Origin of the sequence: Modestobacter sp. L9-4, from assembly GCF_019112525.1 — a bacterium.
In the GTDB taxonomy this organism is placed as follows: Bacteria; Actinomycetota; Actinomycetes; order Mycobacteriales; family Geodermatophilaceae; genus Modestobacter.
This window is the reverse complement of record NZ_CP077800.1, coordinates 1,788,940-1,803,366: the sequence shown is the minus strand read 5'-3', so window position 1 is coordinate 1,803,366 and position 14,427 is coordinate 1,788,940. Positions and strand designations below refer to the sequence as shown.

The 14,427-nt window shown below is 75.3% G+C and carries 15 protein-coding genes; 8 read left to right on the top strand and 7 right to left on the bottom strand.

Annotation, left to right across the window (positions count from 1 at the left end; all coding sequences use genetic code 11):
- The first annotated feature begins 119 nt into the window (after window positions 1–119).
- The 4 genes from KUM42_RS08455 (at window position 120) to KUM42_RS08440 (ending at window position 4,452) form a co-directional block, all read left to right on the top strand.
- Window positions 120–1,115: a sugar ABC transporter substrate-binding protein gene (locus KUM42_RS08455; protein WP_237496316.1), complete on the top strand. Its 996-nt coding sequence runs from the start codon at window positions 120–122 to the stop codon at window positions 1,113–1,115.
- A gap of 77 nt (window positions 1,116–1,192) precedes the next feature.
- Window positions 1,193–2,173 carry an ABC transporter permease gene (locus KUM42_RS08450; RefSeq protein ID WP_237496315.1) on the top strand — a complete coding sequence of 327 codons (981 nt, stop codon included), beginning with the start codon at window positions 1,193–1,195 and terminating at the stop codon, window positions 2,171–2,173.
- Window positions 2,170–2,976, top strand: a complete 807-nt coding sequence (locus KUM42_RS08445; RefSeq protein WP_237496314.1) for an ATP-binding cassette domain-containing protein — start codon at window positions 2,170–2,172, stop codon at window positions 2,974–2,976. The genes KUM42_RS08450 and KUM42_RS08445 overlap by 4 nt, the downstream gene beginning before the upstream one ends.
- A gap of 111 nt (window positions 2,977–3,087) precedes the next feature.
- Window positions 3,088–4,452 carry a peptidoglycan DD-metalloendopeptidase family protein gene (locus KUM42_RS08440; protein ID WP_237496313.1) on the top strand — a complete coding sequence of 455 codons (1,365 nt, stop codon included), beginning with the start codon at window positions 3,088–3,090 and terminating at the stop codon, window positions 4,450–4,452.
- 39 nt (window positions 4,453–4,491) lie between these two features.
- Here KUM42_RS08440 and KUM42_RS08435 read toward each other — a convergent pair whose 3' ends face one another.
- On the bottom strand, window positions 4,492–5,061 hold the full coding sequence (locus tag KUM42_RS08435; RefSeq protein WP_237496312.1) for a hypothetical protein: 570 nt from the start codon (window positions 5,059–5,061) through the stop codon (window positions 4,492–4,494).
- 63 nt (window positions 5,062–5,124) lie between these two features.
- On the opposite strand from KUM42_RS08435, the gene KUM42_RS08430 reads away from it, so the two are divergent.
- Complete coding sequence (locus tag KUM42_RS08430; RefSeq protein ID WP_237496311.1) at window positions 5,125–5,991, top strand: MBL fold metallo-hydrolase; 867 nt, start codon at window positions 5,125–5,127, stop codon at window positions 5,989–5,991.
- Window positions 5,992–5,998: 7 nt separating this feature from the next.
- Here KUM42_RS08430 and KUM42_RS08425 read toward each other — a convergent pair whose 3' ends face one another.
- The 4 genes from KUM42_RS08425 to KUM42_RS08410 form a co-directional block, all read right to left on the bottom strand.
- Window positions 5,999–6,649, bottom strand: coding sequence for a hypothetical protein (locus KUM42_RS08425; RefSeq protein ID WP_237496310.1), 651 nt, complete (start codon window positions 6,647–6,649; stop codon window positions 5,999–6,001).
- A complete protein-coding gene (locus KUM42_RS08420) occupies window positions 6,649–7,269 on the bottom strand; it encodes a hypothetical protein (protein WP_237496309.1) in 621 nt (206 codons plus the stop codon). Before KUM42_RS08420 ends, KUM42_RS08425 begins: the two co-directional genes overlap by 1 nt.
- A gap of 32 nt (window positions 7,270–7,301) precedes the next feature.
- Window positions 7,302–7,511, bottom strand: coding sequence for a hypothetical protein (locus KUM42_RS08415; protein ID WP_237496308.1), 210 nt, complete (start codon window positions 7,509–7,511; stop codon window positions 7,302–7,304).
- Window positions 7,512–7,642: 131 nt separating this feature from the next.
- Window positions 7,643–8,260 (bottom strand): TetR/AcrR family transcriptional regulator, encoded by a 618-nt coding sequence (locus KUM42_RS08410; RefSeq protein ID WP_237496307.1) that lies wholly within the window; start codon window positions 8,258–8,260, stop codon window positions 7,643–7,645.
- 54 nt (window positions 8,261–8,314) lie between these two features.
- Between KUM42_RS08410 and KUM42_RS08405 the strand changes: the two genes are divergently transcribed.
- Both KUM42_RS08405 and KUM42_RS08400 read left to right on the top strand, forming a co-directional pair.
- Window positions 8,315–9,364 carry an ABC transporter permease gene (locus KUM42_RS08405; protein WP_237496306.1) on the top strand — a complete coding sequence of 350 codons (1,050 nt, stop codon included), beginning with the start codon at window positions 8,315–8,317 and terminating at the stop codon, window positions 9,362–9,364.
- 161 nt (window positions 9,365–9,525) lie between these two features.
- Window positions 9,526–10,563, top strand: a complete 1,038-nt coding sequence (locus tag KUM42_RS08400; protein WP_237496305.1) for a glycosyltransferase — start codon at window positions 9,526–9,528, stop codon at window positions 10,561–10,563.
- Between the two features lie 2 nt (window positions 10,564–10,565).
- Here the strand turns inward: KUM42_RS08400 and KUM42_RS08395 are convergent, their stop codons facing one another.
- Together KUM42_RS08395 and KUM42_RS08390 are read right to left on the bottom strand one after the other, a co-directional pair.
- On the bottom strand, window positions 10,566–12,047 hold the full coding sequence (locus KUM42_RS08395; RefSeq protein WP_237496304.1) for a cell wall metabolism sensor histidine kinase WalK: 1,482 nt from the start codon (window positions 12,045–12,047) through the stop codon (window positions 10,566–10,568).
- Window positions 12,048–12,063: 16 nt separating this feature from the next.
- Entirely contained in the window at window positions 12,064–12,807 is a 744-nt protein-coding gene (locus KUM42_RS08390; RefSeq protein WP_370629345.1) for a response regulator transcription factor, read from the bottom strand.
- 315 nt (window positions 12,808–13,122) lie between these two features.
- Here KUM42_RS08390 and KUM42_RS08385 point away from each other — a divergent pair, with 315 nt between their 5' ends.
- Window positions 13,123–14,322, top strand: coding sequence for an endo-1,4-beta-xylanase (locus KUM42_RS08385; RefSeq protein WP_237496303.1), 1,200 nt, complete (start codon window positions 13,123–13,125; stop codon window positions 14,320–14,322).
- Window positions 14,323–14,427: the final 105 nt, after the last annotated feature.

Genomic DNA, 14,427 nt, shown 5'->3' with positions numbered 1-14,427 from the left:
ACAGGCACCGGGGGACCCCTGGTGCCCGCGCACTCCCCGTCGGGGTCCCGGTCGAGGACCGCCGGGGGAGGAGACCAGCGGGGCAGCGCTGCGCCGCCACACAGGAGGACAGGCACATCATGGCTCGACGCAAGCGGCTGCTCGCACTCGCTCTGGCAGCACCCCTGGTGCTCCTGGGCTGCTCCACGGAGAACTCCGGCGGCGAGGGCGAGACCACCGCAGCCGCCCCGAGCGGCGGCGGGGGCACCGCGGACGGCGACCTGCAGTTCGCCGTCGTCACCCACGGCTCGGCCGGTGACGCCTTCTGGGACGTCGTGCAGAAGGGCGCCAAGGCGGCCGGTGACGACCTCGGCGTCGGCGTCGACTACCAGAGCGACGGCGACCCGCAGCGGCAGTCCCAGCTCATCGAGGCCGCGGTGAACCAGGGCGTCGACGGCATCGTGGTGTCCATGGCCAACCCCGACGCGCTGCAGGACTCCCTGGCCGCGGCGCGGGCGGCGAAGATCCCCGTGGTGACCATCAACTCCGGCGCCGACCGGTCCGCCGAGTTCGGCGCCATCGGGCACGTCGGGCAGGACGAGACGATCGCCGGCCAGGGCGCCGGGCAGCGGCTGGCCCGCGACGGCCGCAAGAACGTCCTCTGCGTCGTCCACGAGGCGGGCAACATCGGCCTCGAGCAGCGCTGCGCCGGTGCCTCGCAGGGCCTGGGCGCCGACGTCCGGCTGCTGCAGGTCGACATCAACGACCTGCAGGGCGCGCAGGCCACGATCACCTCGCAGCTGCAGGCCGACCCCTCGGTCGACGCGGTCCTGACGCTGAACTCCGCCGTGGCCCCGATCGCCGCGGCCGCCGCCTCCGACGCCGGTTCCCAGGCCGAGATCGCCACCTTCGACCTCAACGGCGACGTCATCGCCGCGATCAAGGCCGGCACGGTAGCCTTCGCGGTCGACCAGCAGCAGTACGAGCAGGGCTACCTGCCGATCGTGATGCTCAAGCTCTACGCGCAGAACCTCAACACCGTGGGCGGTGGCCAGCCGGTGCTGACCGGCCCGGGCATCGTCGACTCGAGCAACGTCGAGGCGATCGGCGACCTGGCCTCGGCGGGCACCCGCTGAGCGCCACCCGCGAGGCGCCGGTCGGCCGGCGGGCGCGCGCCGACGAGCGGGTCGCCGCCGTCGGCCTGTGGCGCCGGTTGCTGGTCAAGCCCGAGCTGGGGTCGCTGATCGGCGCCGTCGTCATCCTGGCGTTCTTCTCCGCCCAGAGCTCGGTCTTCCGGTCGCTGAGCGGGATCGCCAACTGGCTGGACGTCGCCTCGACGCTGGGCATCATGGCGGTCGCGGTGGCGCTGCTGATGATCGGCGGGCACTTCGACCTGTCCGCGGGCGTGCTGACCGGCACCACCGCGCTCACCGTCGGCATCGTCGCCGTCCGGTTCGACCAGAACATCTGGGTGGCCATCGCCGCGGCCGGTGTGCTGGCGCTGGCCATCGGCGCCCTCAACGGCTGGCTGGTCACCCGCACCGGCCTGCCCAGCTTCATCATCACGCTGGCCACCTTCCTCATGCTGCAGGGCCTGAACCTGGGGCTGACCAAGCTGTTCACCGGCACGGTGCAGGTGCGCGGCATCGCCGAGGCCCCGGGCTACCACTCCGCCGAGCTGGTGCTGGCCTCGACGTTCAGCGTCTTCGGCCAGCAGTTCCGCATCGCGATCGTGTGGTGGCTGCTGGCCACCGCCGTGGCGACCTGGGTCCTGCTGCGCACCCGGTTCGGCAACTGGGTGTTCGCCACGGGCGGTGACGAGGTGGCCAGCCGCAACGTCGGTGTCCCGGCCGCCCGCACCACGATCCGGCTGTTCATGACGACCGCGGCCGCGGCGTGGCTGGTCGGCTCCATCACCGCCGTCCGGCTCACCTCGGTGCAGGCCAACACCGGCACCGGGCAGGAGCTGATCTACATCGTCGCGGCGGTCATCGGCGGGTGCCTGCTCACCGGTGGCTTCGGCTCGGCCATCGGGGCGGCGCTGGGCGCGCTGGTGTTCGGCATGACCCAGCAGGGCATCGTCTACCTGCGCTGGGACGCCGACTGGTTCTACTTCTTCCTGGGCGCGATGCTGCTGCTGGCCGTGCTGAGCAACCGCGCGGTGCGCCGCTACGCCGAGGCGGCCCGCCGATGAGCACCGCCTCGGGCGCTGTGAGCGCCCCGCTGCTGGAGCTGCGCGACATCGGCAAGGACTTCGGCTCGGTCATCGCCCTGGACGGCATCTCGACCACCGTGCGGGCCGGTGAGGTCACCTGCGTGCTCGGCGACAACGGCGCCGGCAAGTCCACGCTGATCAAGGTGCTGTCGGGGGTTCACCGGCCGACCCGTGGTGAGCTGCTGCTCGACGGTGCCCCGGTGCGCTTCGGCGCCCCGCGGGAGGCGCTGGACGCCGGGATCGCCACGGTCTACCAGGACCTGGCGATGATCCCGCTGATGGCGATCTGGCGGAACTTCTTCCTCGGCTCGGAGCCCACGACCGGCTGGGGCCCGTTCCGCCGGTTCGACAAGGCGACGGCCAAGGAGGTCACCCGCCGCGAGCTGGCCGCGATGGGCATCGACATCCGCGACCCCGAGCAGCCGGTGGGCACCCTGTCCGGTGGTGAGCGCCAGTCGGTGGCCATCGCGCGCGCGGTGCACTTCGGCGCACGGGTGCTCATCCTCGACGAGCCGACGTCGGCGCTGGGGGTCAAGCAGGCCGGGGTGGTGCTGCGCTACATCGCCCAGGCCCGCGACCAGGGGCTGGGTGTCGTCTTCATCACCCACAACCCGTACCACGCGCACCCGGTGGGCGACCGCTTCCTGCTGCTGGACCGTGGCCGCAGCCTGGGCGACTTCGCGAAGGGCGAGGTCAGCCGGGAGGAGCTCACCACCATGATGGCCGGTGGCGACGAGCTGACGCGGCTGGCCGAGGAACTGGGGCGCGACAGCGGGATCTGACTGCGCAGAGTCATGTGACGACTGCGCCGCGTGTTGCCTTGGGGACGGATGGGGTCGGTGCGACCCTCGCAGGAGTCCATCCGCACGACCTCCCCCTCCCCAGGAGCGACCATGCCGCGGCCCGTGCTGCGCTCGTCCCCCGTGCCCTCGCGCCCGGCCCGCCGCCGGTCCTCGAGGGTGTCCCGGGCGTTGCGCTCCGGCCTGGTCGCCGCGGTCCTCGCGACCGCCGTGCTGGGTGCCGGTGGGGGCACCGCGCTGGCCGACCCGGTCAACCCCAGCGACGAGCAGCTGGACGGCGCGGCCGCCGCGCAGGCCGCCGCCACCGCCGAGGTCGCCCGGATCACCGGGCTGGTGGCCGAGGCGCAGACCCGGCTGGAGCAGGTCCAGGTGCAGGCCGAGGCCGCGGGCACCGCCTACCTGGCGGCCGAGGAGGCCCGGCAGCTGGCCGACGCCGCGGCCGAGCAGACCGCCCGTGACCTGCAGGCGGCCGCCGACGCCGTCACCGCGGCGCAGGCCCGGATCGCCGACTTCTCCCGGGACACCTACAAGAACGGCTCCGAGCTCACCAGCGAGATGGCGCTGCTCGACGTCGACGGGCCCGCCGAGCTGATCGAGAAGGCCGCGATGCTCGACTACGTCGGCGACCACCAGGTCGACGTCCTGGGCCTGATGGAGGACGCGCGCGTGCAGCAGGCCGCCGCCGACGCCGCCGCCCGCGACGCCCGGGACGCCAAGGCGGCGGCCGAGACAGCTGCCGAGGCCGCGAAGGTGGCCGCCGACCAGCAGCTGGCCGCCCAGCAGACCGCGCTGGAGGAGGCGGCGGCGCAGGAGCAGCAGCTGCAGCAGCAGCTGCAGGACGCGCAGGTCCGGCTGCTGGAGCTGCAGGGGGCGCGCAACGCCTACGAGACGTGGCAGGCGCAGAAGGCCGCCGAGGAGGCGGCCCGCCGTGAGGAGGAGGCCCGCGCCCGCGCGCAGGCCGAGGAGGACGACCGGCGCGCGCGGGCGGCCGCCGCCGCGGAGGTGTCGACGTCGGAGGCCGACGTCGACACCGGCGACCAGGACGCCGGCGGGTCGGGCTACGTGCGGCCGGCGGTCGGCCGCACCAGCAGCTGCTTCGGCGCCCGCTGGGGCGTCACCCACTACGGCGTGGACATCGCCGCCCCCATCGGCACGCCGATCTACGCGGCGACCGCCGGCGTCGTGCAGCGGGCCGGGCCGGCCACCGGCTTCGGGCTGGCCGTCTACGTCCGGGGGGACGACGGCGCGGTGACCGTCTACGGCCACGTGAACCGCTACTCCGTCGCCGACGGGCAGCGGGTGCGGGCCGGCGAGCGGATCGCCGAGGTGGGCAACCGCGGTCAGTCGACCGGACCGCACCTGCACTTCGAGGTGCACCCCAACGGCCTGATGTACGGCGGCCAGGTCGACCCGGTGCCGTGGCTGCGCGCCCGCGGGGTCACCGTCCGCGGCTGCTGAGCGGCCCCGGGCGCCCCGTGGGGCGCCCGGGGAGCGGTGTCAGGCCCCGCAGTTGTCCTTGGTCCACGCGTCGAGCCGGGTCTGCGCGTCGCCGGTCTCGCCCTGCAGCCGGGCGGCCTCCTGCTGCACGGACGTCTGGCCCTCGGGCGTGCTCAGGTCGGCGCCGTTGACGGCGTCGCGCAGGCCGGTGAACAGCGTCTTGGCGGTCTCCCAGTCGGCGCTGATGTCGGCGGGCGCCTGCACCGCGCTCAGGTCCTCGACGGCCTTGTCCAGGGCGGGGCCGACCGCCGCGGGGTCGCTGGTGTCCAGGCTGGTGCTCACCTGGGTCAGCACCTGCTCGGCCTGGCTGCAGAAGGCCTTCACCTCGGGGTCGTCGGACCCGCCGGAGGAGCCGGCGTCGGTGGACGCGGCGCTCGAGGAGGCCGCACCGGTGCTCGGGGCGGAGCCCGAGGTCGGGGCGGAGCTGGAGGCGAGGGCGGAGCTGGAGGTGGGGGCGGCGGAGGCCGCGGCGTCGGCGGCGTCGTCCCCCGATCCGCCGCAGGCGGTCAGCAGGACGACGGCGGCCGCGGCGGAGAGGCCGGCCTTGAGCAGGGTCGCGGGTGCACGCATGACGTCGACGCTAGTGGCGGGCAGCGCGCGGCCGCCGTCCGGACGGCGATAGCGTGGGCGCCCGTGAGCGCGCCGGTGGACCCGCGGAGCACCTGGGGCCTGCCCGCACCGGGGGCGATGGCGCCGGTGGCGGACCCGGAACCGCTGGTCACGCGGGTGCTGGCGCCCAACGCCTCGCCGATGACCCTGGACGGCACCAACACCCACCTGGTCGGCGAGCCGGGGTCGGGACAGGCCGTGGTGGTCGACCCCGGCCCGGACGACCCGGCGCACCTGGCCGCGGTCGAGGCCGCGCTCGCCGCGCGCGGTGCCCGCGTGGTGGCCGTCCTGGTCACCCACCACCACGGTGACCACGCCGCGGCGGCCCGGCCGTGGGGGCGGCGCTTCCGCGTGCCGGTCGCGGCGGCCTCGCCCGCGGTCACCGGGCCCGGCGGCCGGCTGCTCCACGGCGGTGAGCGGCTGCACCTGGCCGGGACGACGCTGGACGTCGTCCCGGCACCCGGGCACACCGCCGACTCCCTGGCCTTCCGGCTGGCCTCGGGCGCGGTGCTGGTCGGTGACTCGGTGCTCGGCCGCGGCACGTCGGTGGTCAGCCACCCCGAGGGCGACCTGCTGGCGCACCTGGAGTCGTTGCGCCGGGTGCACGACCTGGGCCCGTCGGCGCTCTACTGCGGGCACGGGCCCGAGCTGACCGTCGACCCCTCGGCGGTGCTGCGCTTCCTGCTCGAGCACCGGGCGTACCGGGCGCGGCAGCTGCTGGAGCTGCTGGCCGACGGGCCGCGCACGGTGCCGGAGCTGGTGGCGGCCGTCTACCCCGACGTCGCGGCCGCGGTGCTGCCGGCGGCGGCGCAGTCGACCCGGGCCACGCTGGTGTCGCTGGCCGCCGGGGACCGGGTGCGGGTGGCCGGCGACCGGGCGGAGCTGTGCTGAGCCGGGTTCACCCGCGCGCGGCGTCGGCGACGGCGAGGGAGCGGTCCAGGTAGACGGCGTTGCCCGACAGCAGGGTGTGCAGCTGGCTGAGCAGCCGGTGCAGCACCGCCGCCGGGTCGGTCTCCTCCGGGGTCGCCCCGGGCGCCTGGGCGGCCATGTCGGCCAGCCCGGCCGCCGCGTCGAACAGCGTGGGCCACAGGTGCGCCCACTGCCAGGCCTCGTAGGTGTCCGGGCGCACCCGGGCCAGCGGCGGGCGGCCGAGCAGGCCGATGCCGTCGACGCCGGGGGCGTCGGGCTGCGCGCCCAGCCCCAGCAGCAGCGACTGGACGCGGTGGGTGCGGGCGAACTGCTCGGCCGCCGGGGTGCCCGGGGCGACCTCGGCGACCAGCCCGCGGGCGACCAGGCCGTCGAGCCGGCGGTCGAGGTCGGGGACGCCGGCCTCCAGGGCGATCGAGCGGCACACCGAGCGGGTCCACGGGGTGCCGTGCACCCGGTCGGGCAGCCCGTGCGCCAGCGCCCAGACGTCGGCGGTGGCCCGGTCGTGCAGCAGCGGGCTGTCCCAGCCCAGCCGCACGACCCAGTAGCTGGGCGGCGCACCGGGGGAGGGGTGGAAGGGCCCCATCGGGTGGCCCAGGGGGAACACCAGCGGCTCGGTCATCACCCCACCGCCCAGGTGTCGAGGCAGACGGCGTTGGGGGTGAGCAGTCGGTGCAGGTCGCCCAGCAGCGAGGTCAGCAGGCCCTCGGGGTCGGTGGACTGGGTGTCGGCGATGCCCACCCGTGCGGCGGTGGCGGCCGCGCCCTCGCAGGCCCGCCAGAGGCTGGTCTCCATGTGTGCCCACTCGAACAGGTCGTAGGCGGCCGCGGACAGCACGGCCAGCGGCCGCCCGGGCAGGCCCACCGAGTAGGCGTCCGGGGCGGCGGCGCTGTTGCCCAGGCCGATCACCAGCGGCACCATCCGCACCCGCAGCGCGAGCTCGCGGGCCGAGGGGGTGCCGGGGGCGGCGAGTGCGACCAGGCCGTCGGCCTCGAGCCGGGCCAGCCGTTCGTCGAACCCGGTCAGCCCCACCGCGGCGGCCTGCTCGGCCAGGGCGGCCGGCGTCCAGGGCCGGGGCACGTGGTCGGCCGGGCCGTGGGCCATCGCCCAGACGCCGAACTCGGCGGCGGTCAGGCTGTGCAGGTCGGCGCCCACCCGGACGTCGAACTGGTCGACGACCGCGCGCACGCCGATGAGCTGGCCGATCGGGTAGACCTGCAGCGCAGGCGCGTCGCTGGTCATCGCGGCGAGCGTAGCGGGGCCTCCCGCCGGGGTCAGCGGACGACGCGGCCGTGGGTGCCGGTGACCTGCAGCGGGGACCACGCGTCCGGGTGCGGCTGCCCGGCGTCGGCCACCCAGGGCGTCGTCCGGGCGCCGGGGGTGTGCGCCCGGGTCGCCGGCCGGGCGGACAGGTGCACGATCAGGGTGAGCAGCACGAGCAGCCCTCCGAGCACGCCGGCGATGACCAAGAGCGTCGAGAGCATGATCCAGAAGCTAGTGGTGGGGACCGGTCCGCGTCGGCGGCCACGCAGGGCAGATGTCCACGTAGCTGAGGGGCCAACTGCGGCCAGTTGCGCCACTTGACGGCGGTCGACATGGCGACTCCCGGCGCCGGTCAGGGCTGCTCGGGATCGACCAGGTCGGCCAGCACCCGGGCCAGCAGGTCGCCGGGGACGGCGTCGGGGTCCGGCAGCGACTCCACGGCCAGCCCGTGGGTGAGGGCGACGAGCACGACGGTCAGCGACCCGGCGTCCCACCCGGTGCGCACCGGGTGCTCGGCCAGGAAGCGCTCGACCACCCCGGAGATGCGGGCGCGCAGCTCGCGGCGGGAGGCGACGAAGGCGGTGCGCACTCCCGGGTCGCGCACCGCGCGCTGCCAGAACTCCAGGAAGAGCAGCTGCCAGGCCGCCTCCTGGGCCGACAGCTCGGCACCCACCGCGGCCAGGGCGCCGGGCAGGTCGGTGGTGCGGGCGAGGGCGGCCTCGACGGCGTCGACCCGGCGGGCGCCCTGGTCGGCCATCAGCGCCAGGAAGAGCTCGTCCTTGCTGGCGAAGTTGGAGTAGACCGCGCCCTTGGTGAAGCCCGCGGCGGCCGCGACCTGGTCGAGGCTGGCCGCGGCGAAGCCCCGTCCGGCGAAGACGCCGGCGGCGGCGCGGAGCACGCGCGCCCGCACCTCGTCCTTGCCCGGGCGGGGTGTGCGCGAGGTCGCACCGGTGGGGCTGGCGTCATCCACGCACCTGAGGATACTCGGCGGTATCGGATACCGGTCAGTATCGAGGAGGGCCTGATGGCCACGACGACACACGGGCAGCACGAGGCACCCCACCGCGAGCTGCTGCCCGGGGTCACCCGCCGGTCGGTGGTCCTGGTGGTCGGCGTCCTGCTGCTGCAGCTGGGCTTCGTGCTCAGCTACGTCGGGGCCTTCCACGCCCCCACGCCACGGCAGGTGCCGCTGGCCGTGGTCGCCCCCGCCGGCGCGCCGGCCGGCACGGCCGAGCAGGTGGCCGGGCAGCTGGGCGCCCTGCCCGGTGACCCGCTCGACACCCGGGTGGCCGCGACCGAGGACGACGCCCGCCGGCTGCTCACCGACCGCGAGGTCGACGGGGTGCTGCTGGTCGGCCCGGCCACCTCCGACACCCTGCTGGTGGCGGGTGCGGAGGGCGGCGCGGTGAGCACCGCGCTGAGCCAGGTGCTCGGCCAGGTGGAGGCCGCCCAGCAGCGCACCGTGACCACCCAGGACGCCGTCCCGGCCGGGGACTCCGACGCCCGCGGGCTGTCGGCGTTCTACCTCGCCGTCGGCTGGGTCGTCGGCGGCTACCTGGTCGCCTCGATCATCGGGGTCAGCGCCGGCTCCCGGCCGCTCACCCGGGCCCGGGGTGCGGTGCGGCTGGGCAGCCTGGCCGTCTACGCCGTCGTCTCCGGGGTCGGGGGCGCGTTGATCACCGGCCCGGTGCTCGGTGTGTTCGACGGCCACCTGCTGGCGCTGTCGGCCGTCGGCGCGCTGGTGGTGTTCGCCGTCGGCGCGTTCACGATGGCGCTGCAGGTCTGGACCGGGCTCGTGGGCATCGGCCTGGCCATCCTGCTGTTCGTGGTGCTGGGCAACCCCAGCGCCGGCGGCGCCTACCCCGCCCCGCTGCTGCCGCCGTTCTGGTCGGCCATCGGCCCGTGGCTGCCGCCGGGCGCGGGCACCGACGCCGTCCGCGGGATCGTCTATTTCGGCGGCGCCGGGGCGGGCCGGGCCTGCCTGGTGCTCGCGGCCTACGCCGTCGTCGGCCTGCTGGCCACCATGGCCGGGGCCGGCCGGGTGCCCGCCGCCGTCGAGCCGGTCCCGGCCTGACCACCCGACGGCCACCCGGACGGGTGGTCGTCGGTTCCCACCCGGTTCGGTTCCGGATGCACGGGGTAGGGGCGGTCGGTGGGGCACAACTCAGTGCCCTGCCCGTCGAGGAGCACCGCCTCTGCCGTCGCAGTGCTCGACCGCAGGAGGCGTACCACCGCGTGAGCGCAGTGCACGAGGAGCGCAGGCCCGTCCGGGTCGCGACCGTCCCGTTCTCGACGCCCTACCTGGACGCCGTGCTGCCCGCCGACGTCGTCCGGGTCGGCCCGGCCGACGTGCCGAGCCCCTGGCTGGACCCCGACCACCTGCTCGCCCACGCCGCCGACGTCGACGTCCTGCACCTGCACGGCGGGTACGACCACCTCACGGTGCCCGAGATGGAGGCCTGGACGGCGGCGGTGCGGCGCAGCGACGTCCCGCTGGTGGTCACCGTGCACGACCTCGTCCCGCGCGAGAGCGCCGAGGGCACCCTCATGCCGGCCCGGCACCGCAACCACCTGCGGGCGCTGCTGGCCACCGCCGAGGTCGTGCTCACCCTGACCCCGGGGGCGGCCGACGAGATCGCCGACCGGTTCGGGCGGACGGCCATCGTCGTCGCCCACCCCTCGCTCGCCGCGCCGACGCCCGGCATCGGCCGGGAGACCCGGCTGGTCGGTCTGCACCTGGGCCGGCTCGGCCCGCAGGTGCACGACCCGCTGGAGCTGGTCCGCGCGACGCTGTCCGGCGCGGTCTCCGGTGGCGGCCGGCTGCGCGTCGACGTCCACCCCGACGTCGACCTGGCCACCCGGCTGCCCGAGCTGCTGGAGCTGGCCGACGGCGGGGCGCTCGAGCTGGCGCGCAGCTGGGAACCGGGGCCGCGCGAGTGGGTGCGGCACCTGCAGGAGCTGCACGTGTCGGTGCTGCCGTGGTGGGGCGGGTCGCACTCGGCCTGGGTCGAGCTGTGCCGGGACGCCGGCACCCGCGCGGTCGTCCCCTCCGGCGGCTGGCAGGGCCAGCAGTGGTCCGACGTCGTCGTCTACGGCAACGACCCCCAGGCCGGGCTGGACGCCGCCTCGCTGACGTCGGCGGTGGTGGCGGCGCTGACCCGCCCGGCCCCGGCGCGGGCCGACACCGCCCGGCGGGCCGAGCAGCGGGCCGCGGTGCGCCGGGTGCACGCCCAGGTCTACGAGCAGGTGGCCGCCGACCACGTGCCGGCCTGAGGTCAGCCGGGCAGCGCGGTGGCGCCGGGGAGCCGCACGGTGAAGGCCGTGCGGCCCGGCTCGCTGTCCAGCTCGACCCGGCCGCCGTGCGCGGTGACCACCGCGTCGACGATCGCCAGGCCGAGCCCGGTGCTGCCCGCCGCGCGTGACCGGGAGGCGTCGCCGCGGGCGAAGCGCTCGAACACGTGCGACCGCAGGGCCGGTGGCACCCCCGGTCCGTCGTCGAGGACCTGCAGCACCGCCCAGCCCGCCTCCAGCCGCAGCCGCACGGTGGCCGTTGTCCCGTCGGGGGTGTGGCTGCGCACGTTGGCCAGCAGGTTGGTCAGCACCTGGTGCAGCCGCGCCGGGTCACCCGGTGCGACCACCGGGGCGTCGGGCAGGTCGACCTGCCAGCGGTGCCCGGGACCGGCCACGTGCGCGTCGCCGACCGCGTCGACCACCAGCGCGGTCAGGTCGACCTCCTCGCGGGTCAGCTCGCGGCCGGCGTCCAGGCGGGCGAGCAGCAGCAGCTCCTCGACCAGCTCGGTCATCCGCAGCGCCTCGGACTCCACCCGGCCCATCGCGCGGCCGACGTCGGCCGGGACCTCGCCGCCGGTCCGGCGCACCAGCTCGGCGTAGCCGCGGATCGAGGCCAGCGGGGTGCGCAGCTCGTGGCTGGCGTCGGCGACGAACTGCCGCACCCGGGTCTCGGACTCCTGGCGGGCGGCCAGCGAGCCCTCCACGTGGTCCAGCATCCGGTTCAGCGCGGCACCGACCTGGCCCACCTCGGTGTGCGGGTCGGTGTCCTCGGGGCGCACCCGCTCGGCCAGCTCGACCTCACCGCTGGCCAGCGGCAGCTCTGACACCCGGGTGGCGGTGGCCGCGACCCGGTCCAGCGGTCGCAGGGTGCGGCGCACGACCAGCACCGCGACCCCGGCGGCCGCCAGCAGCGCCAACAGGCCGGCGAGCAGCTCGACCAGCACCAGGTTGCGCACGGCGTCGGCGGTGCCGGCCAGCGGCAGCCCGGTCACCAGCACGTCGCCGCCCGGTGCGGGGTCGGCGACCACCCGGTAGCTGCCGAGGTCCCCGCCCAGGTCGAGCGTGGCCGGGCCCCCGCCCGGGGGCAGCCCGACCAGGACCGTCTGCTGGGCGGCGCTGAGCTCGATCTCCTGGCCGCGGGCACCGAGCACCCCGGCCGAGGTGACGGCCCCGTCGGTGATCGTGGCGCCGAGCGTGCCCTCGCCCTGCCCGCGGGCGCCGAGGAACGCCGGGCCCGGGCCGCCGTCGCCCGGGCGGCCGTGGCCCGGCCCGGGGCCGGCTGTGTAGTCCCGCGAGCGGTCGGTGGCGGCGTCCAGCCGGGCGTCGACCTGGCCGACCAGCTGGTGCCGCAGCGCGGTCACCGAGACGACGCCGACCACGGCGAGCACCGCCACCAGCGGGACGACGAGGGCGACCAGGAGCCGGGTGCGCAGCGAGCGGCGCGACCGGGTGGGACCGCGCCTCACCGCGGGTGTGCAGACGTCATGCGGCGGGCTTGATCACGTACCCGGCGCCGCGGAGGGTGTGGATCATCGGCGTGCGGCCGGCGTCGATCTTGCGGCGCAGGTAGGAGATGTAGAGCTCGACGATGTTGCCCTGGCCGCCGAAGTCGTACTGCCACACGCGGTCGAGGATCTGCGCCTTCGACAGCACCCGCTTGGGGTTGCGCATCAGGTAGCGCAGCAGCTCGAACTCGGTGGCGGTCAGCCGGATGTCGTCGCCGGAGCGGGTGACCTCGTGGCTCTCCTCGTCCAGCGTCAGGTCGCCCACGACGAGCAGGCCGTCGTCGGTCACGGCCCGGCTGGTGCGCCGCAGCAGCCCGCGCAGCCGGGCGGCGACCTCCTCGAGGCTGAACGGCTTGGTCACGTAGTCGTCGCCGCCGGCGGTGAGCCCGGCGATCCGGTCCTCGAGGGCGTCCTTGGCGGTCAGGAAGACCACCGGCACGAGCGGGGAGTCCGCGCGCAGCCGGCGCAGCACCTCCAGGCCGTCCATGTCGGGGAGCATGACGTCCAGGACGACGGCGTCGGGGCGGAAGTCGCGCGCGGTGCGCACCGCCTCGGTGCCGTCGGGCGCCGTCCGCACGTCCCAGCCCTCGTACCGCAGCGCCATCGACAGCAGCTCGCAGATGGAGGGCTCGTCGTCGACGACCAGCACCCGCAGGGCGCTGCCGTCGGGCCGGGTCAACTGGGTCCGGGAGCTGGAGGCGGACGAGGTGGTCGTGGTCATGCCCCGACCTTGGCCCGGGTTCCTGCGAGGTTCCTGGGTGCTGCACAGGAACTGCCTGGGTCGTCGGGCTCCCGGGGGCCCCGGACCGGTCCCCGGCGTGTCGCGCGCTCCGAAACTATCGGTCCCCAGGACCCGCTCGCCTGTGACCTGCGCCGCAGCATCGCGGGGTGTGTCGGCGGTCTCATCTGCTGTTGACGTGCTCACAGGCCCGACTTAGGTTCCCTTCGTCCTCGGCCGGTTCCGGTAGTTACCGGTGCACGACGTCGTGCTCAGCCGGACGGGGGTGTCGCACCCCTCATGCAAAGGAGCATGCACGTGAGCGTTCGTCGTTCGCTGGTCATCGGGACGGTCGGCCTGGCCGCGGTCCTGGCCGCCCAGACCACCGCCCTCGCCACCCCCTCGGCCACCTCCGCCGGGACCCAGGCCGCGGCGGCGGCCCGCCCGCCGGGCGTCATCGTCGAGGGCTCGCTGCGCGCCCTCGGCTCCTTCACCGGCCTGCGCATCGGCACGGCGGTCAACACCGACCTGCTCGGTGCCGACCCCGCCTACACCGAGATCGTGAACCGCGAGTTCAACACGGTCACCCCGGAGAACGTCATGAAGTGGGAGGTCGTGGAGCCCACCCGGGGCAGCTACGACTTCTCCGGCGCCGACGAGCTGGTGAAGAGCGCCCAGCAGAACGGCCAGCTGGTCCGCGGCCACACGCTGGTGTGGCACAGCCAGCTGCCCTCGTGGCTGGCGTCCAACGGCGGGATGACGACCACGTTCACGGACCAGCAGGTCAAGGACATCGTCAAGAAGCACATCCAGGACGAGGCCGGCCGCTACAAGGGCCGCATCTGGGCCTGGGACGTGGTCAACGAGGCCTTCAACGACGACGGCACCCCGCGCCAGTCGATCTTCTACAAGGCGTGGGGCAACAGCACCGACTACATCGCCGACGCCTTCCGCTGGGCCGACCAGGCCGACCCCTCGGCGCAGCTGTTCTACAACGACTACAACATCGAGTACACCGGGCCCAAGAGCCAGGCCGTCTACGACCTGGTGAAGAAGCTCAAGGCGCAGGGCGTACCGATCGACGGCGTGGGCTTCCAGACGCACCTGAGCACCCAGTACGGCTTCCCGGACCTGCAGCAGACCATGCAGCGGTTCGCCGACCTGGGCCTCAACGTCGCCGAGACCGAGGTCGACGTCCGCACCGCGGTCAAGCCCGGCGCGACGGCCGGCACGTTCACCAGCGAGCCGCTGTCGAACCTGCACGCCTCGACGCAGCAGGCCTACTGGGACCAGTCGCTGAAGGCCTGCCTGTTCGTGCAGCGCTGCGTCTCCTACACCGTGTGGGGCGTGGCCGACAGCAACTCCTGGATCCCGGGCGTCTTCCCGGGTGAGGGTGCTGCCCTGCTGTTCAACGACAGCTACCAGGCCAAGCGCGAGTACACCGTGGTCCAGCAGGACCTGGCGCTCGCCGCGGGCATGGCGCGGCACCGCACCGGTGAGGGCTCCGGCGGTCGCTGACCGCTCGCAGCAGGAGTCCACGGGGCGTCGCGCCGACCGCGCGGCGCCCCGTGGGCGTCCCGGGCCGATGGGCCCCCTGGCCCGGAGGGCCGGCAACGAGAACGG

Bases quoted from the DNA above. Each gene is read 5' to 3' on its own strand.
- KUM42_RS08455 (WP_237496316.1), top strand. From the start codon at position 120: ATGGCTCGACGCAAGCGGCTGCTCGCACTCGCTCTGGCAGCACCCCTG.
- KUM42_RS08445 (WP_237496314.1), top strand. From the start codon at position 2,170: ATGAGCACCGCCTCGGGCGCTGTGAGCGCCCCGCTGCTGGAGCTGCGC.
- KUM42_RS08440 (WP_237496313.1), top strand. From the start codon at position 3,088: ATGCCGCGGCCCGTGCTGCGCTCGTCCCCCGTGCCCTCGCGCCCGGCC.
- KUM42_RS08435 (WP_237496312.1), bottom strand. From the start codon at position 5,061: ATGCGTGCACCCGCGACCCTGCTCAAGGCCGGCCTCTCCGCCGCGGCC.
- KUM42_RS08425 (WP_237496310.1), bottom strand. From the start codon at position 6,649: ATGACCGAGCCGCTGGTGTTCCCCCTGGGCCACCCGATGGGGCCCTTC.
- KUM42_RS08420 (WP_237496309.1), bottom strand. From the start codon at position 7,269: ATGACCAGCGACGCGCCTGCGCTGCAGGTCTACCCGATCGGCCAGCTC.
- KUM42_RS08415 (WP_237496308.1), bottom strand. From the start codon at position 7,511: ATGCTCTCGACGCTCTTGGTCATCGCCGGCGTGCTCGGAGGGCTGCTC.
- KUM42_RS08405 (WP_237496306.1), top strand. From the start codon at position 8,315: ATGGCCACGACGACACACGGGCAGCACGAGGCACCCCACCGCGAGCTG.
- KUM42_RS08390 (WP_370629345.1), bottom strand. From the start codon at position 12,807: ATGACCACGACCACCTCGTCCGCCTCCAGCTCCCGGACCCAGTTGACC.